Here is a 21743-nt window from a genome sequence, read left to right as displayed (position 1 = left end):
TGCCTTCATCTGAAACGATCGTGCGCCTTCGCCGGGCGCACGATTTATCGACGGAGCAAGACATGTCCGACGCCCTCATGCAGCTTCTGGATCCCGAGGCGATCGTACTCGGGTCGGACGCGTCGACCAATGAGGAGATCATCCGCGTCCTGGCGGGACGGCTCGAGGCCCTTGGCTATGTCAAGAGCTCCTATGCCGACGCGGTCGTGCGCCGCGAAATGACCGTCCCGACAGGATTGCCGCTGGAACGCGCCGACAATGTCGCGGTGCCCCACACCGATCCCGAGCATGTGCTGAAGCCCGGCATCGCAATGGGCACGCTGAGAAAGCCGGTGATCTTCGCCAATATGGAAGACCCCGACGAGAAGCTGCCGGTGGGTTTCGTCTTCCTGCTTGCCATCAATGACAAGGACAAGCAGATTGAAGCGCTGCAGTCCGTCATGGCAACGATCCAGAATCCAGATGCATTGGACGGCTTGAGGTCGGCCAGGACGCTTGACGACGTGCGCACCGTGCTCGGCTGCTAATCAAGGGAAAGCAAAGATGGCCAGACAGAAGACAATTCTCTTTGCCTGCGGCACCGGCATCGCCACCTCGACGGCGGTCAACGTCGCCGTTACCGAGGCGATGAAGATGCGCGGCCTTACCTTCAACGCGCAGCAGGCCAAGGCAACCGAAGTGCCGGGGCTCGCCGATAGCGTCGACTTCATCGTCGCCACCACGCCGATCTCGGCTTCGGTGACCAAGCCGGTCATCAAGGGCCTCGCCTTCCTCACCGGCATCGGCAAGGACAAGGTGCTCGACGAGATCGAGGCGCAACTGCGCAAGTAGGTCGCGGACAATGCGGCTTTCGGTGGGCTTGGCTCAGACCACTCTGACGTAACTCGTCATGCCCGATTTCTGGTGCTCGATGATGTGGCAATGCAGCAGCCAGTCGCCGGGATTGTCGGCGACGAAGCCAAGGCTCACCTTCTCGTTGGGCTGGATGAGATAGGTGTCTGAAATCAACGGCCGCACCGGCCGCGTCGAGGATGACAAAACCTTGAAGCTCATGCCGTGCAAATGCATCGGATGCGATTGCGGCGTCAGGTTCTCCATGTCGATGACATAGCTCCTGCCGAGCTTCAATTCGGCCAGCGGCGCGGTTGGATCGGGCGTATCGCCCGGCCACGGCACCTTGTTGATCGCCCAGAAACTGTAGCCGAGCGAACCGCAGATGCTGTCGCTCGGGACGTTCTCCGCCGTGGCGCTGAGCGACAGGGAGATATGCTGGGCCGAGCCGAGATCCACTTCCGCCACCGGATTCACTTCCAGCGGCGCAACGTCGCGAACGTCCCGCTTGAGCGAGTTGCCCGTCGCGCGCAGCGTCGCCAGCACCTTGGGCTTGGTGCCCCTGACGTCCCGCAGGCTGACGGTCGCGCCCTCATCGTCGGGCATGCGGATGGCGAGTTCCATGCGCTGTCCCGGTCCAAGCAGCAAGGCATCGGGCGCAAAGCGCTCCGGCACCGGATTGCCGTCCAGCGCCATCACCATCGCTTCGGCGCCGTCGACGCGAAAGGCATGGATGCGGGTGACATCGGTAATGGCGATGCGCAGCCGCACCAGCCCGCCGGCGGGCGCGTCATATTGCGGCTGATCGAGCCAGTTGGCGGTACGCACCGTGCCGTAAGTGCCGGTTCTCGCGGCATCGCGCGGCCGGAACTGGTCGATGAACTGGCCGTCGTCGCCAAGGCGCCAGTCGCGCAGGTTGAGGACAAACTCGGCGTCGAATTCCGGATCGTTCGGGTTTTCAACCACGATCACGCCGGTCAGGCCGTGCCCCATCTGCTCCAGCGTGTTGCAGTGCGGGTGATACCAGAAGGTGCCGGCGTCGGGCGGCGTGAAGGCATAGTCGAAATGATCGCCGGTGTAGACGTAAGGCTGCACCAGGAAAGGCACGCCATCCATCTTGTTCGGCAGGCGAATGCCGTGCCAGTGGATGGTCGTCGGATCATCGATGGCGTTGTCGAGGCGCGCGGCGAAGGGTTCGCCTTTTTTCATCCTGAGCACCGGCGGCATTCCCGCTTTGCCGTAAGTCAGCACATTGTTGGTCTGGCCGACATCCATCAGCTTCGCCTGGATTTTCGCCGTCCGCAGCACCACTGGCTCAGGCGCGGACGCCGCCCAGCCGCCAATCCTGCCCATGGCGGCAAGCCCGAGCCCGCTCGCACCGGCAACGGCGGCAGTTTTCAGCAGTCCGCGGCGTGTAAATACGGTCATGTCGCACTCCAACGGAAAAGCTGACTGCTCTCCGCAACTTTGCCGTCATAGCCGGACACGCATGCCTTGCCAACGGCCCAGTCGCGGCCGCCCTCCTCCTGTCAGTGCAATGAGGCCAGCAGGGCTGGACACATTCCGGTCGATGGCGGCTGGTCGGTGCCTTGCGGCGGGTCTATGCCTGATCCACGCTTTCCAGGAAGCGGGCGAAGATCGGGTTGAAGCGGCCGGGAGAATCCCAGAACGGCGCATGGCCCGATTTGTCGAGCAGATGCGCCTTGCCTTCCCACAGGTTGGAGAACTTGACCGCTGAGACAAAATCGGTGTTCACGAAAGGCTCGTCGATGCCATTGAGAACGGCTATCGGAGGCGTCTTGCCGGCGACGATCTCGCGCTGGTTGCGGCCTGTGCCGGCCGCGAATTTCTCGAACATCAGGCGCCGCGCCCGCCCGTCGGTGCGCGCCACCGTGTCGAGGAGGAACGGTTCGAACGGTTCCCCGCAAGTGCTGCGCGCATAGGCCTCGACATCAGCGGCGGTGAAGGCCTCTTGTCCGGCAAGATGCATATGCGGACTCGACTTGAACCCGTTGCCGACCTCCTCGGGCGCTACAGGCGGAGTGCCCGATATCATCAGGCCAAGCAGGCCAGGATAACGGTCGATCATCTCCAGCCCGATATGACCGCCGAGCGACCAGCCGAAGACGATGCCCTTGTCGATACCGAGCAGGCCGAGCACTTCGGTCATCGCATCGGCATAGCCTTCCATACTGTAGGAGCGGTCCGGATCGATCGCATTGCCGGAAGCGCCGTGGCCCGGCAGATCGGGGGCGATCATGTGGTAGCGCTCGCCCAGCGGGCTCTCGAGCTGGTTGCGGAAAACGGCACCGGAAGACGAATTGCCGTGGATCAGCAGGACGGCGGTGCCTTTGCCGCCGGTCTCGCGAACGGCGATCCTGCCGTGACTGGTTTCAAGGGTCTTCTGCGCGATCGTCATCTTTGGCTCCGTCTGGAATCGCCCTGTTTCGAAGCAGTTGCACAACAAAGCGCCGCCGCCTCCCCTAGCCCTGCCATAACATTTTCCCGGTCTCGTGCCGTTGAAAAATCCTTTTCAAATAACAACAATTGTGCGTAGATTGTCAATTATCCAACTCCCGATGAACGGGAGGAAAACAGGGAACGGCACGATGAAATCCAAATTCGCAGGCAACAGACTCCGCCATATGCTGATGACCACGGCCCTGATCGCGGCGTTTGCCACGGCAAGCGCCCCCGCTTTCGCCGATGTCGTCAAGATCGGCCTGCTGGCGCCGATCACGGGCCCTGCCGCGGCGGACGGCCAGGAATTCCAGCGCGGCGTGCAGATGGCAATCGATGAGGCGAATGCCGCCGGCGGCGTTGCCGGCAACACATTCGAACTGGTGGTCGGCGACGTCAAGGATCAGTCCGCCGGCAACGTCACCAGCGCGGTCGAGCGCCTGCTTGGCGATCCCGGCGTGCAATTCATGCTCACCGGCTACGCCAGCCTGACGAATTTCGAGATCGACAACATGGCCGAGGCCGAGATGCCCTACATGCTGGCGGCTACCTCGCAGCAGACCAGGGACATCATCGCGCCGAGCCCAGACAAGTACATGTGCTGTTGGTCGCTAACGCCGTCCTTCGACGCCTACAACACCGACGTCACCTTGTTCGTCGAGAAACTCGCGGCCGACGGCAAGATCACATTGCCGACCAAGAAGGTCGCCATCATCTCCTCCGACAACGCCTATTCGAAGACCATCTCGGAGGGCATGAAGAAGACTTTCAAGGAGAAGGGCTGGACTATCAGCGTCGATGAGATCGTGCCCTTCGGCGAAGTCACCGACTGGCGTTCGATCCTGGCCAAGGTGCGCGAGAATGTTCCCGATGTCGTCATCAACACCGATTATCTGCCGGGCAATTCGGCGGCTTTCCTGAACCAGTTCCTCGAACAGCCGACCAAGAGCCTTGTCTTCCTGCAATATGCGCCGAGTGTTCCGGAATTCGTCGAACTCACCGGCAAGAAGTCGAATGGCGTCATCTACAATCTCCTCGGCGGGGCGCTGACGACGCCGAAGAACCCGCGCGCCGATGAGGTGGCGGCCAAGTTCAAGGCCAAATATGGCGTCGAGAGCGGCACCTATGGCGTCGGCCTCTATGAAATGACCAACGTCTATTTCGACGCGGTCAAGAAAGTCGGCGGCGCATCCGACCACGCCGCGATCATGAAGGCGCTGTCGGAGACCGACAAGCAGGTCGCCGAGGGCCGGCTGAAATTCGATTCCGCCACGCATCTCGCCACGCAGGGCGACGACTATATCCCGATCACCTTCTTTCAGATCTGGGACGGCCAGCGCACGCTGATCTCGCCGGAAAAATACGCCACCGGTGCCTTCAAGCCGCAGCCTTGGATGCAGTGAGGCATGGCCCTGCTTGAACTGGACGACGTATCGAAGGCCTTCGGTTCGCTGAAGGCCGTCGATGGCGTGTCGTTCAAGGTCGAGGCCGGCGAGATCTTTGGCATCGCCGGCCCGAACGGCAGCGGCAAGAGCACGCTGTTCAACATCATCACCGGCATCCCGTTCGGGCCGGACAGAGGCCACATCCGCTTTGACGGGACCGCGATCAACGGCAAGTCTGGACATGCCATCGCGCGCCTCGGCCTTGCCCGCACCTTTCAGCGCGAAACCAGCTTCGACGGCCTGACCGTATTCGAGAACGCGCTGATCGGCGCCAGCTACGGCAGAAAGGAGAAAGCTGCAGCGGCAGCCGCCCGCGAGGCGGCCGCAGAGGCACTGGAGTTTGTCGGCTTGGGTTCAGTGTCCTTCGGGCGGCTGGCCGGCGAGCTTTCCGTCTTCGAGCGCAAATGCCTGATGCTTGCCACCGCGATCGCCATGCAGCCACGTATGCTGTTGCTCGACGAACCGGCATCGAGCTTGACCAAGCCCGAGATCGAGACGTCGATCGGTTTGATCCGCCGCACTGCCGAACGCGGCATCACCATCCTCCTGATCGAGCATGTGCTGACCTTCCTGATGAGCCTGTCGCAGCATCTGCTGGTGCTTAACAATGGCCGCGTGCTCGCCGCTGGCGAGCCGGCAAGCGTGATCGCCGACCAGCGCGTCATCGAGGCCTATCTCGGAACCAGGAGGGCGGTGGCGTGATTCCCATCCTCACCGTCGAAGGCGTCACCGCCGGCTATGGCCGCGTCACCGTGCTGCACGACATTTCGCTGGAAGCTGGCCGCTTCGGCAATGTCGGCCTGTTCGGACCCAACGGTCATGGCAAGACGACCCTGTTGCGCACCGTCTCCGGCCTGCTCCGGCCGAAGAACGGCCGCATCCAGTTCGACGGGCAAGACATAGCAGGCCTCAGCGCCCGCGCCATCGTCGGCGCCGGCCTGATCCACGTGCCGCAAGGCAACCGGCTGTTTCCCGACCTCTCCATCGCCGACTGCATGGCGCTGGGCGCCTATTCGCCGCGCGCCCGTCCGCATGAGGCGGAGAACCGCGAGAAGGTGATCAAACTGTTCCCGAAACTGGCGGAACGCTGGCGCCAGCGCGTGCGCACGCTGTCGGGCGGCGAGCGCCAGATGGTGTCGATCGGCACGGCGCTGATGAGCCATCCGCGCCTCCTGATCCTCGACGAGCCGACGCTTGGGCTGGCCCCCAAGATCAAGGACGAACTCTGCGCCTCCGTCATGGACATTTCGCGCGGCGGGGTGCCGCTGATCGTCGTCGAGCAGGATATCGAGTTCCTGCTGGAACTGACGCAGCAACTCTACCTCGTCAACCACGGCGCGGTGGCGACCGAGATCAAGCCGGGCGAGAGCCTCGACCACGGCGAGATCATGTCGATGTATTTTGGCCACTAGGAACTCGGTATGAGCGCATTGGCGGAAATCCTGTTCGGCGGCCTGTTCCAAGGTTCGCTCTACGCCATGATGGCGGTCGGGCTCGCTTTGGTCTGGACGACGATCGGCGTGTTCAACTTCAGCCATGGCGTGTTCATGATGCTGGGCGCCTATGTCGCCTGGCAATTGGTGGAACTCGGCCTGCCGGCGGCGGTGGCCTTTCCCGTCGCCGTGATCGTCATGGCCGGCGTCGGCTGGATCCTGCAGGCAAGCGTCGTGCGGCCGCTGATCGGCCGGCCCAATATCGTGCTGGTCGTCGTCATCACCACGCTTGCCGCCGGATCGCTGATCGAGAACGGAGCGCTCACCATCTGGGGGCCGCGCTCCAAGCAGATTCCGGCGCTGGTCGACGGCAACGCCATCATCGGCGGCGTCGGCGTTTCGCTGCACCAGATCGCCATCATCGTCATCACGCCGCTGATCCTGGCGGCGTTGTGGATGTTCCTCAACCGTTCGCGTCTCGGGCTGGCATTGCGTGCGGTCGCGCAGAACGAGGATGCCAGCCATCTGGTCGGTCTGAATGTCACCGCGCTCTACGGGCTGGCCTTCGCCATCGCCGCTTCGCTGGCGGGGCTCGCCGGCATCTTCATGGGCGGCTATCGCTTCATGTCGCCCGTGATGGGCTCAGACCCGCTGCTCAAGGCGCTGATCGTCGTCGTCTTCGGCGGCATATCGAGCATATCGGGACCGATCTTCGCCGCCTATCTGATCGGCTTTTTCGAGGCCGCCTGCAGCTATTATTTCGGGCTCTACTGGACGCCGGCATTGCTGTTCGGCGTGCTGATCCTGACCCTGATGGTGCGCCCCGAGGGCATTTTCGCCAGCCGCTCGCGAGGCCTCGCATGACCGACACGACCTCGCCGATCACCCAGATCCGCACAGCGGCGGCAACCCCGATCGCACCTGGCCGCACGCCGTGGAAGCACGAAGCCATCGGCTTCGTGCTCGGTTTCGCCGTGCTGGCGCTGCTGCCGCTCGTCTTCGGCGACACCTATGCCCGTCACATCCTGATCATGGCCTTCATCTACGCCATCGTGGCGTCGAATTGGGATCTCAGCCTCGGCTATGGCGGCGTCTTCAATTTCGGTCATCTGGCGCTCTTCGGCATCGGCGTCTACGCCTACAGCCTGCTGACCAAGCTGGCCGGGCTCGATCCGTGGATTGCGCTGTTTGCCAGCGGCATCATCGCCACGCTTGCCGCGATCGTGGTGACCATCCCGATCCTGCGCCTGAAGGGCATCTATATCATCCTGGTCACCTTCGGCTTCGCGCAATTGGTCATGCAAGTGATCCTCAGCCAGTCCGACATCACCGGCGGCACGCAAGGGATCGTGCGTATCCCCGGCCTCTACTGGTTCGACCACAATATGGTCCGCGACGCCAAATTCGCCTATTTCTACATCGCGCTGGCGCTGCTGGTGGCGAGCACGCTGTTCCTGCGTGTGTTCGTGCGCTCGCGCGCCGGCGCCAGCATCGTGGCGCTGCGCGACAATGAGGAATACGCCGTCAGCCGCGGTGTCTCGATCGTGCACCAGCGCATGCTGACGCTTGCGGCAAGCGCCTTCTTCACCGGCATTGCCGGCGCCTTCTATGCCGCCTACCAACGCAACGCCTCGATCGACGTGTTCGGCATGAGCCTGGCGACCATCATCCTGTCGATGGTGCTGCTGGGCGGCACCAGCACCATCTACGGCGCTATCGTCGCCTCTTTCGTGCTGACGGTTTTCGCCGAGTGGATGGCTGATTTCGGCGCATGGCGCCCGATGATCACGGCGGTTCTGATCATTGGCGTGATGCTGGCCTATCCCAGCGGACTGGCCGGCATGATCAAAGCGGCTTGGGGTGCCGTCGCCGGGCGGATCAACCGCCCGGCGTGACCGCCTGAAAAGCAAGCCCTCTTAGCGCACGCCGCACCAGTCGATGACGGATGCCGCGAGCACCTTGGCGGTCTCGACCACCGATTCCACTTCGACATATTCGTTGGCGCCATGGAAGCCGTCGCCCGACGGACCGAAAATGACACCGTCGACACCGGCGCCGGCATAGTGCGCTGCATCGCACACGGCGACGAAGCCGCTTGTCTGAGGCGCCTTGCCGATCGCCGCCTTGCGTTTCATCAGCGACGTCACCAGCGGATGGTTGACCGGCGTGTTCATCGGCGGGAAATGCAGCCCGCCGAGCTCCCACTGGATGACAGGCGGGTTGTCGCGCAACCAGGCGTCGGTTTGCGCGAAATGATGGACGAAATTCTCGAAATCGCGGCGATAGTCGGCTGAATTCTCATCCGGCAGAAACTTCATGTCGAGATCGAGCACGGCAACATCGGGAATGATGGCCGGATTGGTCATCACCGTCGGCAGGCCGTGTTCGCCAAGGCCCGTTCCGCCATGCATGACACCGATGTTGATCGTGTTCATGCCGACCGGTAGCAGCGGATGGGACTTTGCCCGTGTCCGGTCGAGCTCGTACTGGCGGACGGCGGCAATGAACCGCGCCGCGATCTCGATAGCGTTGACACCCGGCTTCAGCCGGTCCTTGTCGTGCCGTTGCGGGTAGATTTCGTTGTAACGCAGCGCCGAATGCGCGTTGCGACCACGGATCGTCACCCGCGCCCATTCGAGCCCGCCCTCGACCGGGAGGACATCGCCCCAGGTCGGCTCGGCGACAAGCACCGCCTTGGCGAGTTTGCCCTTCTTGACCGCATCCATGGCGCCGAAGCCACCAGCCTCCTCGTCGACGACGGAGTGGACGGCCAACCGGCCTTGCAGTGTGATACCCGCCTTGCGGATCGCGTGCGCGGCGGCGACGCAAGCCGCGACGCCGCCCTTCATGTCGACCGCACCCCGGCCATAGAGCCGGCCATTCGTGATCTCACCGCCAAACGGATCGACCGACCAGTCCTTCATCTCGCCGGCCGGCACGACATCGATATGCCCACACAGGATCAGGCTGCGCTCCTCGTTTCCAGCCCATTCGCCGACCAGATTGGGCCGGCCGGGCAAGGCGTCCCACTGTTCGGTCTTGAAGCCATCGTGCTTGAGGATCGGCTCCAGCAGAGCCTGGACATCCGCCTCGCGGTTGATCGCCGGATTGGCCTCGAATTTGGGATTGACCGAAGGGATGCGGACCATGTCGCGGACCAGCCCGATCAGCCAGTCGCGGTCTCTCTCGATTTCACCCTGCACGGCATCGATGATCGTTTGGGCGTCAGCCATGGTTACTCCTTCCTTGCACCGCCGCGCCGGGCGCATCGATGCTATTTCCTGATGGTTCTTGGTTTGGCGGTTTCGTTGTCGGACGGCGACAAGACGGCATCGAGAGTGACGGCATTGGCGCTGCGGATCTTCTCGATGTCCTCGATGCGCTTGCGCACCCCGGCGCCATGGCCTTCCAGCGCATGGGCGAAAACGGTCTCCATCTGGGCCACGGCGGTCGCCAGCGTGTCGAAGGGCGAGTTGGCGTCGATCGCCGCGACCATCGTCAGGTCGGCGATGTCAGAGATCGGCGACAGCCATACATCGGTGAACAGCAGTACGGAGACGCCGCGTTCCTTCGCCTGCCGCGCAAAGCTAACCACGTCCGACTGGTAGCGCCGATAGTCGAACACGACGAGAAGGTCGCGCTTGCCGAGGTCGATCAGCAAGTCGAAATCCGCCGGGCTCAACGAGCCGATGTCGCGCACGCCGGAGCGGAATTGCAGGAGATAGCCGGCGAGCATGGAGGCGATGTGGCGGCTGAAACGGCCGCCCAGCAGGACGACCTGGCCCTTGGTCTCGAGCAGCAAATTGACAGCGCGTGTATAGGCCTGCAGGGGGACCGCCGTGCGCGTGCGCTCCAGACTGTCGGAAACCGAATGGAAATAGGCCAGTGCCGTGCCCTCGCTGGAGCCGCCCGGGCGCTTGGCCTCCATCATCAGCAACGGCGAATGCAGTCTGGATTCGACTTCCGTCAGCAGCCGCGCCTGGAAATCGGCAAAGCCGACATATCCGAGCTTGCTCATCAGGCGGGTCACGCTCGGGTCGCTGACGCCGGCGCGTCGCGCCAGCCGGGTCGCCGTTCCCAGCCCCGACATCGGATAATCGGCGAGCAGGACCTGAACGATCTTTTCTTCCGCCGACGTGAAAGCCAAGGTGGTGTTGGCCAACTCTTCGCGGATCGACATGGTCATCGCCTCTCGCCAACGGAAAGACGATTATCTTACAATTTCATACAAGATTGTCAAATTTGGAAAATATCTTACAGACTTGCGCGTCGACCTATCTGAATCTGGCGATGGGCAGGAATTTCACAGCGGAGCCGGTGAAGCGGCGGTGATCGGACGTCTGTCCTCGTGGCTGGAAGCCATCGAGATAGACCTGCTCCGGCGCCGTGCGGATGAAATTGGCGGCAATGACGGTCGCCGCTGTCGAGCCGGTTCCGGTGATGCGGCGCCCGGTCTCAACCGATTGGCCGGTCGGCGCCGCTGGCAGAATGACGGCGGTGGCTTCGGGATCGAGACGTGGCTGGACACGGTCGGCCTTGGGGCTGGTCCTGACACGGTCTTCAGGTTTCGATGCAAGGACTGCAATCCGCTGTCCAGCCAGCGAATCGAGGCTGTCATCCACGTGATGCGTGGCCAGCAAGGCACCGATTGCATCGGCGGATTTGGCCGCCTCCGGTTGACGCGCGGGGCCCGTCTGGTCTTGCGGTCGCCATGTCGGGACAGGGATGTTGAGCGCCAGCATGTCCGGACCGGCAATCGCGGGGGCGGCATTCATCCTGGCCACGGGATTTTCGGCACCGGTCGCCGCCGGTTCAACCCGCGCGGTGGATGCGCTGCTGGCTACGCCGAACGGCACGGCTTGCGGGATTGGAATGGTGGCGGCGAACCCGGTGCGCGGTGCGAAAGCGGGTATCGGCACCGTGCCGGGCGGCATCGCCATGACGATCGCTTCAGGCGTCTTTGCAGACGTTTCTTCGGCCGGATCGGCGGGGTCGACCTGAACGTCCGCCCGCTGGGCTGCCTCCGGCGCCACGATAGCAATGCCCTGGCCAGCCGTCTTGGAGTCGCCAGGCATCTTGGGATCACCGGCCGTTTTAGGTTCAACTGACTTGGTCGGCTTGCGTGGCGCAGGCGCCGCTTCCGCGGCATCGTCGGCTTCATCCGCGCCGCGCCCGCCCAAAAGCGTCGCCAGCAGGCCGCGCGCTGGCCTGCGCTGGCCGCGGTCGGCGCTGGCCAGTTCGATGTTGGGCGTGCCGGCGGCCTTGCGTGACTCGTAGGCGGCAAACGCCTGCTCGTAGCCAGGCAACGGTTTGCCGTCGCTCGGCACATGCAGCGTGTTGCCGTTCGGGAAGACCCTGGCGAGCTCCAGGCGGCTGATGCCAGGCCAATGCCGCACATTGCCGACATCCATATGAATGAACGGCGAACCGGAGGTCGGATAATAGCCGACGCCGCCGCCCTGCATCTTCAGGCCGATGTCGCGCAACTTCTTCAGCGGCACGTCAGGCAGGAAGAAGTCCATGGCGCGGCCAACCATGTGCTGGCTTTCGCGGGCCACGCCCTTCGAACGACCGCGCAGCATGGCGTTGGTCGCCGGCGAGCGATAGGCGCTGACCACATGGATATAGGCCGTCGAGCCGCTGGCGCGGTAAGCCTGCCAGACCAGGTCGAGCAGGCGCGGGTCCATCCTGGTCGGCTCGTTGCGGCGCCAGTCGCGCAGCATGAAGTTGATCTTCTTCAGGCCCGCCTGATCGTAGCGCCCATCGCGCTTGAAGACGATCTCGGCCTTCTCGCCCGTATGAAGATGCTGAATCCGCAGGGCGCGCGTCTCGGCGAACGCATCGGTGACACACATGCAAAGCAACGCCATCGCAATGGCCGGCAACCATGTCCAACGACGGGAAGCGCCTAGCGGGTTTTGTTCGCTTTCAATCCCATTCATGCCTTGCACATCGTTCCTGTTTCAGGCGATTTGACGTCTTCGCTCAGATGAGGAGCTTTCGTTCGGCACTATCCCCGGCCATGACTTGAGCAGCCGGACAGGCAGCCGACCGACAACCCGTCATGTCGAAGAACAGCATCTTGGTTAACGAATCGTGTCATGCCGAGCATGCGTTCGACCATGAGGGCGCGCCACCGGCAAGCGCCATAGGCCTGTTCACATTGCCGGCAGCCATCGATTGGTGATGAAATTGTGCTGCCGCGCCTTGTCGGTCGGCCTCGCGGGGACGCCGACCGCGGTGCTCCCCGCCGGAATATTCCTGGTGACAACGGCGCCCGCGCCGATAAGCGAGCGGCTGCCGATCGTGACCTCCTCTACGATGCACACGTTCGGGCCAATACAGACCTCGTTCCCTATCGACGCGGATTTGCCAAGCGTCGCCCCGATCGTCACATACTGGGATATGTTGCAGTTGTTGCCGATCGTTGCCGTATGATGGACCAAGCACGGGCCGCCATGGCCGATGTAGAAGCCAAGGCCGATGCTGGTCTCCACGGGAATTTGTATGCCGAATTTCCTCATCTTCAGCGAGAGGAAGAGACGGGCTATCCGGCACACGACGGAATTGTCCGACTGCGCGATCCGGTGCCCGGCGCATGCCGTGACTTCATCGCCTGTCCGTGCCGGAAAGACGGTGTCACAGGCCGCGTTGTTTGCAGGGTGTCTGGTGCTGCGAGAGAGGATTGAACTCTCGACCTCTCCCTTACCAAGGGAGTGCTCTACCACTGAGCTACCGCAGCCGCTGATGGCGGGGCTTCTGCCATATCGAACCGGCAAGCGCAAGGCCAAGAACAACGCTTCTGTGAATGGCTTTGCCGGATAGCTTTTATTGACATGGCGGCGCCACAATGTTGGCTATCCCTGAAAGCGGGCTGGCTGGTCGCCAGCCGTGGCGGGACAATGAACTACAAGACAAATCAACCGAAGAACAGCGGAACAATCCGCAAGAACCGGCTCGCCGAGCAGTTGCGGGCCAACCTGCAGAAGCGCAAGGCGCAGTCGCGCTCGCGCCGGACAGGCGAGGCCGATCAGCGGCCCGACGGGCTCGGCGCGGCCAAGGAAATGAAGAAAGATTAACTCAAATCGGCCACTCTCAAGCCGGGGTGGGCGAAATCCTATTTCTTGAACCAAATTGGTCAATGGTCTAGACGGGCCGATACTCAAACGATTGAACCGGCCCTTTTCTGGCCGAGAGGGACAGTCTCCAATGGATCGCATCAGAATTGTCGGCGGCAACAAGCTTGCCGGAAGCATTCCGATCTCGGGCGCGAAAAACGCCGCCCTGCCGCTGATGATCGCCTCGCTTCTGACCGACGACACGCTGACGCTGGAAAACGTGCCGCATCTGGCCGATGTCGAGCAGTTGATCCGCATCCTCGGCAATCATGGCGTCGACTATTCGGTCAATGGCCGCCGCGAGAAGCAGAATGAGGGCTATTCGCGCACCATCAACTTCTCCGCCCGCAACATCGTCGACACCACGGCGCCTTACGAACTGGTGTCGAAAATGCGCGCCTCGTTCTGGGTGATCGGCCCGCTGCTGGCCCGCATGGGCGAGGCCAAGGTGTCGCTGCCCGGCGGCTGCGCCATCGGCACGCGCCCGGTCGATCTGTTCCTCGAAGGCCTGCAGGCACTGGGCGCCGACATCGATGTCGATACCGGCTACGTCATCGCCAAGACCCGGAACGGCCGCCTCGTCGGCAACCGCTATGTCTTCCCGAAAGTCTCGGTCGGCGCCACCCATGTGCTGATGATGGCGGCGTCGCTGGCCAAGGGCGAGACGGTGCTCGAGAACGCCGCCTGCGAGCCCGAGATCGTCAATCTCGCCGAATGCCTGAACGCCATGGGCGCCAGAATTTCCGGCGCCGGCACGCCGACCGTCACCATCGACGGCGTCGAAGCGCTTTCGGGCGCGCGCGTGCGTGTCATCCCCGACCGCATCGAGACCGGCACCTATGCCATGGCGGTGGCAATGACCGGCGGCGACGTCGTGCTGGAAGGCGCACGGCCGGAGCTGCTGCAGACGGCGCTCGACGTGATTTCCCAGACGGGCGCGGAGATCACCCAGACCAATTCCGGCATCCGCGTGAAGCGCAATGGCGCCGGCATTTCACCCGTCGACGTGACGACGGCCCCCTTCCCGGCCTTCCCGACCGATCTGCAGGCGCAGTTCATGGGCCTGATGACCATGGCCAAGGGCAAATCGCGCATCACCGAGACGATCTTCGAAAACCGCTTCATGCACGTCCAGGAACTGGCCCGCCTCGGCGCCCACATCACGCTTTCGGGCCAGACGGCGATCGTCGACGGCGTGGCGAAGCTGAAGGGCGCGCCAGTCATGGCGACCGATCTTCGCGCTTCCGTCTCGCTGGTCATCGCCGGCCTGGCGGCCGAAGGCGAAACCACGGTCAACCGTGTCTATCATCTCGACCGCGGTTTCGAGCGGCTGGAGGAAAAGCTATCCAACTGCGGCGCGGTGATCGAACGTATTTCCGCCTGACGATCGGACGGCGGTAGCTTCTGGAAAGGGCGGCTCACAGGGCCTCCGCCCATCTGCCCGCACCGCAAACCCGAGGCAATGCCTCGGGCGGACGTCGTGGGGTGGTTGCACCGGCCGGAAAGACCGCCTAACAGAGGCTGAAACCAACCTGTAGGTCGAAAATCCGGATGACCGCCCTCAAGCTTATCGCGCTCGACGACCAGGATCTGAGCATCGTCTCGGCCCATCTCCAGGACGCCGTGATGAAGGTCTCGGACCTCGAATTCCTGCCCAAGGCCAAACGCTTCGTCCTGACCATGAACCGTTTCGTGTGGGAGGCCAAATCCGGCCTGTTTCGCCAGCACAATGAACGACGGCAGGCCGTGCTGCATTTCGACCGGGTGCTGGGCGCCAAGACCAACGGTATCGCCCGCGACAAGCCCGCCGAAATTCTCTCCTTGCTGGCGATCAGCTTTATCGAGATCAGCAAGCCCGCGGGCATCGTCGAACTGATCTTTTCGGGCGGCGGCACGATCATGCTCGATGTCGAATGCATCGAGGCCCGCCTTGCCGATATTGGGGGCGCGTGGGAAGCCACGTCGCGCCCCATCCACAGGGCTTGAGCATACGATGGCCATCACGCTTGCCCAGTCCGACACCGATTTCGAGCAGCGTTTCGCCGCGTTTCTCACGACCAAGCGCGAGGTGTCGGCCGACGTCGACGCCGTGGTGCGAGACATCATCGCGCGCGTGCGTGCCGAGGGCGATGCGGCACTGATCGACTACACGAGGAAATTCGGCGGAGGCGACCTCGCCAAGCTCGGCATTGCCGTCTCGGCGGAAGATATCGCCGGCGCCTATGCCGAGGCCGATCCGGCCACGGTCGAGGCGCTGAAATTCGCACGCGACCGCATCCGGTCCCATCACCAGCGGCAAAAGCCTCAGGACGAACGCTACACGGATCCCGCCGGCGTCGAGCTCGGCTCGCGCTGGACGGCGATCGAGGCGGTCGGGCTCTATGTGCCGGGCGGCACGGCAAGCTATCCGAGCTCGGTGCTGATGAACGCCGTGCCGGCCAAGGTAGCCGGCGTCGAGCGCATCGTCATGGTCGTGCCGGCACCGCACGGCGTCGTCAACCCGCTGGTGCTGGTGGCGGCGGATATATCGGGCGTCTCCGAAATCTACCGCGTCGGCGGCGCGCAGGCGATCGCGGCACTCGCCTATGGTACGCAGACGATAAAGCCCGTCGCCAAGATCGTCGGTCCAGGCAATGCCTATGTCGCCGCAGCCAAGCGGCAGGTGTTCGGCACGGTCGGCATCGACATGATCGCCGGCCCTTCCGAAGTGCTCGTCGTGGCGGACGGCGACAACGATCCGGACTGGATCGCCGCCGATCTGCTCGCCCAGGCCGAACATGACGTGTCGGCGCAGTCGATCCTGATCACCGACGACCCGGCATTCGGCAAGGCGGTCGAACGGGCGGTCGAACGCCAGCTGCGGAGCCTGCCGCGCGCGGAAACGGCGGCCCAGAGCTGGCGCGATTTCGGCGCCGTCATCGTGGTTCCGACGGTCGAGGCCGCGCTGCCGCTGGTCGACCGCATCGCCGCCGAACATGTCGAGCTGGCCATCGAGGATGCCGAAGGCTTCCTGGCGAAGATGCGCAACGCGGGCGCGGTTTTTCTCGGCCGCCACACGCCCGAGGTCATCGGCGACTATGTCGGCGGCTCCAACCACGTGCTGCCGACGGCGCGCTCGGCGCGCTTCTCGTCGGGCCTGTCGGTGCTCGACTTCGTCAAGCGCACCTCGGTCCTCAAACTCGGACCGGAGCAGTTGCGCGTGCTGGCACCGGCGGCGATCGCACTCGCGCAGGCGGAAGGGCTTGACGCGCACGGCCGCTCCGTCGCCATACGGCTGAACATGTAGGCCGGTATGACGGGCTCCGGTCAAACCCGCGCAAAACTGATCGATGTCGAACTCGATGAGTCGATCGGCCGTTCGACGCCCGATGTCGAGCATGAGCGGGCGGTGGCGATCTTCGACCTGATCGAGGAGAATAGGTTTCAGCCTGTCAACGACAGCGGTGCGGGTCCCTACCGGCTGAAGCTGTCGCTGGCCGAGTCCCGCCTGGTCTTTGCCGTGGCGCGCGAGGACGGCACCGCCGTCGTCACCCACATCCTGTCGCTGACGCCGCTCAGGCGCATCGTCAAGGATTACTACATGATCTGCGAGAGCTATTACGACGCCATCCGCTCCTCGACGCCGAGCCGTATCGAGGCGATCGACATGGGCCGCCGTGGCCTGCACAATGAGGGCTCGCAGACGCTGATGGATCGGCTCTCCGGCAAGATCGACATCGACTTCGACACGGCGCGACGGCTGTTCACGCTGGTCTGCGTGCTGCACTGGCGGGGCTGATCCTGGCCCCCGGCGCCCTGCCCCGCTCGGTTCTGTTCCTGTGCGGCATGAATGCCGTCCGCTCGCCGATGGCCGAGCAGCTGGCGCGCCGCATGCTGCCCGCCACCGTCTTCGTCGCCTCGGCCGGCGTGCGCGCCGGCGAGCGCGACCCGTTCGTCGATGCCGTGCTTGCCGAGGACGGGCTGTCGCTGGGTGAGCGTCATCCAAGGACGCTGAACGATCTCGAGGACGACTATTTCGACCTGATCGTGACACTGGCGCCGGAGGCCCACCATGCCGCGCTCGAACTCACCCGCTCGCTTGCCGTCGAGGTGGAATACTGGCCGACGCCGGATCCGACCGATGCCGGCGGCACGCGCGAACACATCATGGCCAGCTATCGCGACGTGCGCGAGCGGCTGAAAGCCCGGATCTACAGCCGGTTCACCGTTCCGAGGCCTGGCGATTAAGCGTGTTCACAAGCGACAGATTATCATATAGGTTCCGCCGAAATTCCAGCCGGGGCGCTGGAACTGCCATCCAAGCAAAGGTATCGAATGCCGAAGGAAGAAGTCCTCGAGTTTCCGGGTATCGTCACGGAATTGTTGCCCAACGCGATGTTCAGGGTGAAGCTCGAAAACGAACACGAGATCATCGCCCATACCGCCGGCCGCATGCGCAAGAACCGCATCCGCGTGCTGACCGGCGACAAGGTTCTGGTCGAGATGACGCCATACGACCTGACCAAGGGCCGCATCACCTACCGCTTCAAGTAAGATCAAGACCCGGCCGGTAAAGCGATGAGCATTTTGCAAAAGCTGGTGCTTGCCTCGGGTTCGCCGCGCCGCATCGAACTCCTGCAGCAGGCCGGCATCGAGCCGGACCGCATCCTGCCAGCCGATATCGACGAAACGCCGCTGCGTGCCGAGCATCCGCGCTCGCTGGCCAAACGGCTGTCGAAGGAAAAGGCCGAGAAGGCGTTCGCGTCGCTGAAGTCCGAGACGGACCATGCGCCGAGCTTCGTGCTGGCGGCCGACACAGTGGTCGCCGTCGGGCGGCGCATCCTGCCCAAGGCCGAGACGCTGGATGACGCCGCCAACTGCCTCGGGCTGTTGTCCGGACGTTCGCACCGGGTCTATTCCGGCATCTGCCTGATCACGCCGGGCGGCAAACTGCGCCAGCGACTGGTCGAGACGCGGGTGCGTTTCAAGCGGCTGCCGCGCGAGGAGATCGACGCCTATGTTGCGTCCGGCGAATGGCGCGGAAAGGCCGGCGGCTATGCCGTGCAAGGATTGGCCGGCGCCTTCGTCGTCAAGCTCGTCGGCTCCTACACCAACATTGTCGGCCTGCCGCTCTACGAGACGGTGGCGCTGCTGTCGGGCGAAGGTTTCAAGACGCATCAAAACTGGTTGTCCGCGCGACCATGAGCCTCGACGACAAGGTCACGCCCCTGCGGCCCAAGCGCCCGTGCCCGGAATGCGGCAAGCCATCGGCGCGCGAGACCTATCCATTCTGCTCGACGCGCTGCAAGGACATCGACCTCAACCGCTGGCTGAAGGGTGCCTATGTCATCTCGGCCCGCGACGACGAGGAAGAACCGGACGCTGACGAGCCGAAGTAGACGAGCGCCGGTCAGGCGGCTTCGTTCTTCCGTTTGACGCGCGCCCAAGCCGGCAGCCAGTCGCCATGTGCGGCCAGGAGATCATCGACCAATGACCAGATCTGGTCGAGATCGAGTTCGGCCGCGGTGTGCGGATCCATCATCGCCGCGTGATAGATGTGTTCGCGGTTTTCGCTCATCAGCGCCCGCACCGTCAGTTCCTGTACGTTGATGTTGGTGCGGATCAGCGCCGTCAATTGCGGCGGCAGGTCGCCTATATAGGTCGGCTGGATGCCGGACGCATCGACCAGGCACGGCACTTCGGCGGCGCAATCACGCGGCAGCGAGGTGATGCAGCCATTGTTGCGCACATTGCCGTAGATGACCGACGGTTCGCCGGTCCAGACCGAATTCATGATCGAGGAGGCATATTCCTTCGACTCTTCGACCTCGATGCGCTGGGCCGAGCGGTAGGCCTGCGCCTGGTCCTTCCAACGCTCGATCTGCTCGACGCAGCGCTTGGGGTATTCATCGAGCGGAATGCCGTATTTCTCGATCAAATCGGGGCGGCCGTCCTTGATGAAATAGGGCGTGTATTCGGCGAAATGCTCCGAGCTCTCGGTGACGAAATAGCCCAGCCGCGTCAGCATCTCATAGCGCACCTTGTTCGGACAGCGCGGATTCCAGCCGGGTTTCGGCGCGCGGCCTTCGCGATAGGCCCGCACGAGATCGGGATAGAGGTCGCGATAGGATCCGTCCGGCTGGCGATGCTCGAACTGCAGGTAGAAGGCCATGTGGTTGATGCCGGCCGAGCGGTAGCGGATCTCGTCATAGGGAAGGTCGAGATCGTGTGCCAGCTCCATCGCCGTCCCTTGCACCGAATGGCACAGCCCGACCTGCCTGATCTCGGGATATTTCTCCGAGATCGCCCAGGTGTTGATCGCCATCGGGTTGACATATTGCAGCATGATGGCCCGCGGGCAGACGGCAAGCATGTCCTCGCAGATCTTCCACAGATGCGGCACGGTCCTGAGGCCGCGCATGATGCCGCCGACGCCGAGCGTGTCGGCGATGGTCTGGCGCAGGCCATATGTCTTCGGCACCTCGAAATCCGTGACGGTGCAGGGCTCATAGCCGCCGATCTGGAAGGCGACGACGACGAAATCGGCGTCCGCCAGCGCCTTGCGCTGGTCCGTGTAGGTCTCGGCCATCGCCTTGACGCCGAGTGTGGCGATCAGTTTGTTGACGACGACGGCGCTTTCTTCCAGCCGCTGCGGATTGATGTCCATCAGCGCGATCGTGGCGCCCGAAAGTGCCGGGCGCTGCAGCACGTCGCCGACGATGTTCTTCATGAACACCGTCGAGCCGGCGCCGATGAAAGTGATCCTGGGATGTCTTGCCACGTTAACCTCCGGCATCTGTTCAGGCCACGTCGAAAGCGGCCCTGACGAGCCGTTCGGTGTAGGCGGTCTTGGGATTGGTGAGGACCTGGTCGACGGGTCCCTGCTCGACGATCTTGCCGTGCTGCATGACGATGACGCGGTGGCACAGCGCGCGCACCACCTTGAGGTCGTGCGAGATGAAGAGATAGCTCAGGCCGCGCTCGTCCTGCAGCTTGCGCAGCAGGTCGATGATCTGCGCCTGGACGGAGAGATCCAGCGCCGACGTCGGCTCGTCGAGCAGGATGAATTCGGGTTCGAGCGCGATGGCCCGGGCGATGGCGATGCGCTGCCGCTGGCCGCCGGAAAATTCATGCGGAAACCGCGACAGGATATCGCCCGGCATGCCCGCGCTGACCAACGCCTCGCGCACCCGTTCGACCCGCTCGCGGCGCGTTGCGCCGATGCCGTTGACGACCAGCCCTTCCTCGATGATCTGGCCGATCGTCATGCGTGGGTTAAGCGAGGAGAACGGGTCCTGGAAGACGATCTGCATGCGCGACCGCAGCGGCCGCATCTGCGTTCGCGACAGGCCATGGATCGGCTGGCCATCGAAGCGGATCTCACCGCGTTTCGCTTCGGTCAGCCGGAGCAGCGCCTGGCCGAACGTGGTCTTGCCGGAGCCGGATTCGCCGACCAGCCCAAGCGTCTCATGGCGGCAAAGCTTGAGGTCGAGGTCGTCGACCGCGACCAGTTCACGCCAGTCCGGCTTCAAGAACGTGCCGTGGCGCAGCATGAAGCAGACGCGCACGCCATTCGCTTCGAGGATGGTGCCAGAGCCCGCGGGCAACGGTTGCGGCCGTCCTCTTGGTTCGGAAGCAAGCAATCGCCTGGTGTAGGGATGCCGCGGATCGGCGAACAAGCGTTCAGTGACGTTGTGCTCGCACATTTCGCCATGCTGCATCACATAGACGTAGTCGGAAAACTTGCGCACCACGGTGAGGTCGTGGGTGATCAGGATCACCGCCATCCGCAGCTCTTTCTGCAGATTGCGGATCAGGTTGAGGATCTGCGCCTGCACCGTGACGTCGAGCGCGGTCGTCGGCTCATCGGCGATCAGCACGTCGGGATCGTTGGCGAGCGCCATGGCGATCATCACGCGCTGCCGTTGCCCACCCGAGAGCTGGTGCGGATATTGCTTGAGCCGCGCCTCGGGCTCGGGAATCTGCACATGCCGCAGCAGTTCCAGCGCCCGCGCCCAGGCTTGCTTGCGGCTCACCTTGCGATGCACCCGGATTGCTTCGACGATCTGGCTGCCGACTGTGTAAATCGGGTTGAGCGAGCTCATCGGCTCCTGGAAGATCATCGAGATGCGGTTGCCGCGCAGCTTGCGCCGGGCGCTCTCGGGAAATTTCAGAATGTCCTGTCCGTCATAACAGATGCTCGATTTCGGTGACACCGTTGCGCGGCGCGACAGCAGGCCCATGACGGTGCGCGCCGTCACCGACTTGCCGGAACCGGATTCGCCGACGATCGCGATCGTCTCGCCGCGATAGAGCTGGAACGAGATGTCCTTGACCGCCTCGACGGTACCGTGCTCGACCTTGAAGGCGACCTCGATGTTGCGGGCGTCGATGACGGGCTCTCCCTGGCGCCCATCATGATCGAGGCGAAAGGCTGGTGCGAAGGGCTCGGCGAGTACGACGGTCATTCCTGTCCC

The 21743-nt window shown here is 63.5% G+C and carries 24 protein-coding genes and 1 tRNA gene; 16 read left to right on the top strand and 9 right to left on the bottom strand.

What is annotated here, in order from left to right; genetic code table 11:
* The first annotated feature begins 62 nt into the window (after positions 1-62).
* Both LB571_RS08900 and LB571_RS08895 read left to right on the top strand, forming a co-directional pair.
* Entirely contained in the window at positions 63-527 is a 465-nt protein-coding gene (locus tag LB571_RS08900; RefSeq protein ID WP_224593785.1) for a PTS sugar transporter subunit IIA, read from the top strand.
* 16 nt (positions 528-543) lie between these two features.
* Positions 544-831, top strand: a complete 288-nt coding sequence (locus LB571_RS08895; RefSeq protein WP_015316281.1) for a PTS sugar transporter subunit IIB — start codon at positions 544-546, stop codon at positions 829-831.
* A gap of 33 nt (positions 832-864) precedes the next feature.
* Here the strand turns inward: LB571_RS08895 and LB571_RS08890 are convergent, their stop codons facing one another.
* On the bottom strand, positions 865-2259 hold the full coding sequence (locus LB571_RS08890; protein ID WP_224593784.1) for a multicopper oxidase family protein: 1395 nt from the start codon (positions 2257-2259) through the stop codon (positions 865-867).
* A 172-nt stretch (positions 2260-2431) separates the two neighbouring features.
* Positions 2432-3250 carry an alpha/beta fold hydrolase gene (locus tag LB571_RS08885; protein ID WP_041163341.1) on the bottom strand — a complete coding sequence of 273 codons (819 nt, stop codon included), beginning with the start codon at positions 3248-3250 and terminating at the stop codon, positions 2432-2434.
* 190 nt (positions 3251-3440) lie between these two features.
* Between LB571_RS08885 and LB571_RS08880 the strand changes: the two genes are divergently transcribed.
* From LB571_RS08880 to LB571_RS08860, 5 genes are read left to right on the top strand one after another with little or no spacing between them, the layout of a single operon-like run.
* Positions 3441-4694 (top strand): ABC transporter substrate-binding protein, encoded by a 1254-nt coding sequence (locus LB571_RS08880; protein ID WP_224593782.1) that lies wholly within the window; start codon positions 3441-3443, stop codon positions 4692-4694.
* A 3-nt stretch (positions 4695-4697) separates the two neighbouring features.
* Positions 4698-5438, top strand: a complete 741-nt coding sequence (locus tag LB571_RS08875) for an ABC transporter ATP-binding protein (RefSeq protein ID WP_140614675.1) — start codon at positions 4698-4700, stop codon at positions 5436-5438.
* On the top strand, positions 5435-6148 hold the full coding sequence (locus LB571_RS08870) for an ABC transporter ATP-binding protein (protein ID WP_140614676.1): 714 nt from the start codon (positions 5435-5437) through the stop codon (positions 6146-6148). Before LB571_RS08875 ends, LB571_RS08870 begins: the two co-directional genes overlap by 4 nt.
* A 9-nt stretch (positions 6149-6157) precedes the next feature.
* Complete coding sequence (locus LB571_RS08865; protein WP_140614677.1) at positions 6158-7033, top strand: branched-chain amino acid ABC transporter permease; 876 nt, start codon at positions 6158-6160, stop codon at positions 7031-7033.
* A complete protein-coding gene (locus tag LB571_RS08860) occupies positions 7030-8064 on the top strand; it encodes a branched-chain amino acid ABC transporter permease (RefSeq protein WP_224593769.1) in 1035 nt (344 codons plus the stop codon). The genes LB571_RS08865 and LB571_RS08860 overlap by 4 nt, the downstream gene beginning before the upstream one ends.
* Positions 8065-8085: 21 nt before the next feature.
* On the opposite strand, the gene LB571_RS08855 is transcribed toward LB571_RS08860, so the two are convergent.
* The 5 genes from LB571_RS08855 to LB571_RS08835 all read right to left on the bottom strand — a co-directional run bounded on the left by LB571_RS08855 (position 8086) and on the right by LB571_RS08835 (position 12911).
* Entirely contained in the window at positions 8086-9402 is a 1317-nt protein-coding gene (locus tag LB571_RS08855; RefSeq protein ID WP_224593766.1) for a M20 family metallopeptidase, read from the bottom strand.
* Positions 9403-9443: 41 nt separating this feature from the next.
* Complete coding sequence (locus tag LB571_RS08850) at positions 9444-10349, bottom strand: MurR/RpiR family transcriptional regulator (protein ID WP_224593762.1); 906 nt, start codon at positions 10347-10349, stop codon at positions 9444-9446.
* A gap of 94 nt (positions 10350-10443) precedes the next feature.
* Complete coding sequence (locus tag LB571_RS08845; RefSeq protein ID WP_224593759.1) at positions 10444-12111, bottom strand: DUF882 domain-containing protein; 1668 nt, start codon at positions 12109-12111, stop codon at positions 10444-10446.
* Positions 12112-12327: 216 nt separating this feature from the next.
* On the bottom strand, positions 12328-12729 hold the full coding sequence (locus LB571_RS08840; protein ID WP_224593755.1) for a serine acetyltransferase: 402 nt from the start codon (positions 12727-12729) through the stop codon (positions 12328-12330).
* Positions 12730-12836: 107 nt separating this feature from the next.
* A tRNA-Thr gene (locus LB571_RS08835) sits at positions 12837-12911 on the bottom strand.
* Positions 12912-13071: 160 nt separating this feature from the next.
* Between LB571_RS08835 and LB571_RS08830 the strand changes: the two genes are divergently transcribed.
* The 9 genes from LB571_RS08830 to yacG all read left to right on the top strand — a co-directional run bounded on the left by LB571_RS08830 (position 13072) and on the right by yacG (position 18665).
* Positions 13072-13248 carry a hypothetical protein gene (locus tag LB571_RS08830; protein ID WP_224593750.1) on the top strand — a complete coding sequence of 59 codons (177 nt, stop codon included), beginning with the start codon at positions 13072-13074 and terminating at the stop codon, positions 13246-13248.
* Positions 13249-13378: 130 nt separating this feature from the next.
* On the top strand, positions 13379-14671 hold the full coding sequence (gene murA, locus LB571_RS08825; protein ID WP_023772782.1) for a UDP-N-acetylglucosamine 1-carboxyvinyltransferase: 1293 nt from the start codon (positions 13379-13381) through the stop codon (positions 14669-14671).
* 167 nt (positions 14672-14838) lie between these two features.
* Positions 14839-15273, top strand: a complete 435-nt coding sequence (locus LB571_RS08820) for a DUF2948 family protein (protein ID WP_015316268.1) — start codon at positions 14839-14841, stop codon at positions 15271-15273.
* 7 nt (positions 15274-15280) lie between these two features.
* Positions 15281-16573, top strand: a complete 1293-nt coding sequence (gene hisD, locus LB571_RS08815; protein ID WP_224593747.1) for a histidinol dehydrogenase — start codon at positions 15281-15283, stop codon at positions 16571-16573.
* A 6-nt stretch (positions 16574-16579) separates the two neighbouring features.
* Positions 16580-17065, top strand: a complete 486-nt coding sequence (locus LB571_RS08810) for a UPF0262 family protein (RefSeq protein WP_224593744.1) — start codon at positions 16580-16582, stop codon at positions 17063-17065.
* On the top strand, positions 17053-17514 hold the full coding sequence (locus tag LB571_RS08805; protein ID WP_140614683.1) for a low molecular weight phosphatase family protein: 462 nt from the start codon (positions 17053-17055) through the stop codon (positions 17512-17514). The genes LB571_RS08810 and LB571_RS08805 overlap by 13 nt, the downstream gene beginning before the upstream one ends.
* An 87-nt stretch (positions 17515-17601) precedes the next feature.
* Positions 17602-17820: a translation initiation factor IF-1 gene (infA, locus tag LB571_RS08800; protein ID WP_006329283.1), complete on the top strand. Its 219-nt coding sequence runs from the start codon at positions 17602-17604 to the stop codon at positions 17818-17820.
* A gap of 24 nt (positions 17821-17844) precedes the next feature.
* A complete protein-coding gene (locus LB571_RS08795) occupies positions 17845-18471 on the top strand; it encodes a Maf-like protein (RefSeq protein ID WP_015316264.1) in 627 nt (208 codons plus the stop codon).
* On the top strand, positions 18468-18665 hold the full coding sequence (gene yacG / locus LB571_RS08790; RefSeq protein ID WP_023772777.1) for a DNA gyrase inhibitor YacG: 198 nt from the start codon (positions 18468-18470) through the stop codon (positions 18663-18665). The genes LB571_RS08795 and yacG overlap by 4 nt, the downstream gene beginning before the upstream one ends.
* Positions 18666-18676: 11 nt before the next feature.
* Here the strand turns inward: yacG and LB571_RS08785 are convergent, their stop codons facing one another.
* Positions 18677-20047, bottom strand: a complete 1371-nt coding sequence (locus LB571_RS08785) for an alpha-glucosidase/alpha-galactosidase (RefSeq protein ID WP_140790436.1) — start codon at positions 20045-20047, stop codon at positions 18677-18679.
* A 19-nt stretch (positions 20048-20066) separates the two neighbouring features.
* The gene (locus tag LB571_RS08780; protein WP_140876797.1) at positions 20067-21734 is read right to left on the bottom strand and encodes an ABC transporter ATP-binding protein; all 1668 of its coding nucleotides are present in this window, start codon (positions 21732-21734) and stop codon (positions 20067-20069) included.
* Positions 21735-21743: the final 9 nt, after the last annotated feature.

Origin of the sequence: Mesorhizobium sp. BR1-1-4 (assembly GCF_020165375.1) — a bacterium.
GTDB lineage: Bacteria > Pseudomonadota > Alphaproteobacteria > Rhizobiales > Rhizobiaceae > Mesorhizobium > Mesorhizobium australicum.
This window is presented reverse-complemented; position numbering and strand designations above follow the sequence as displayed.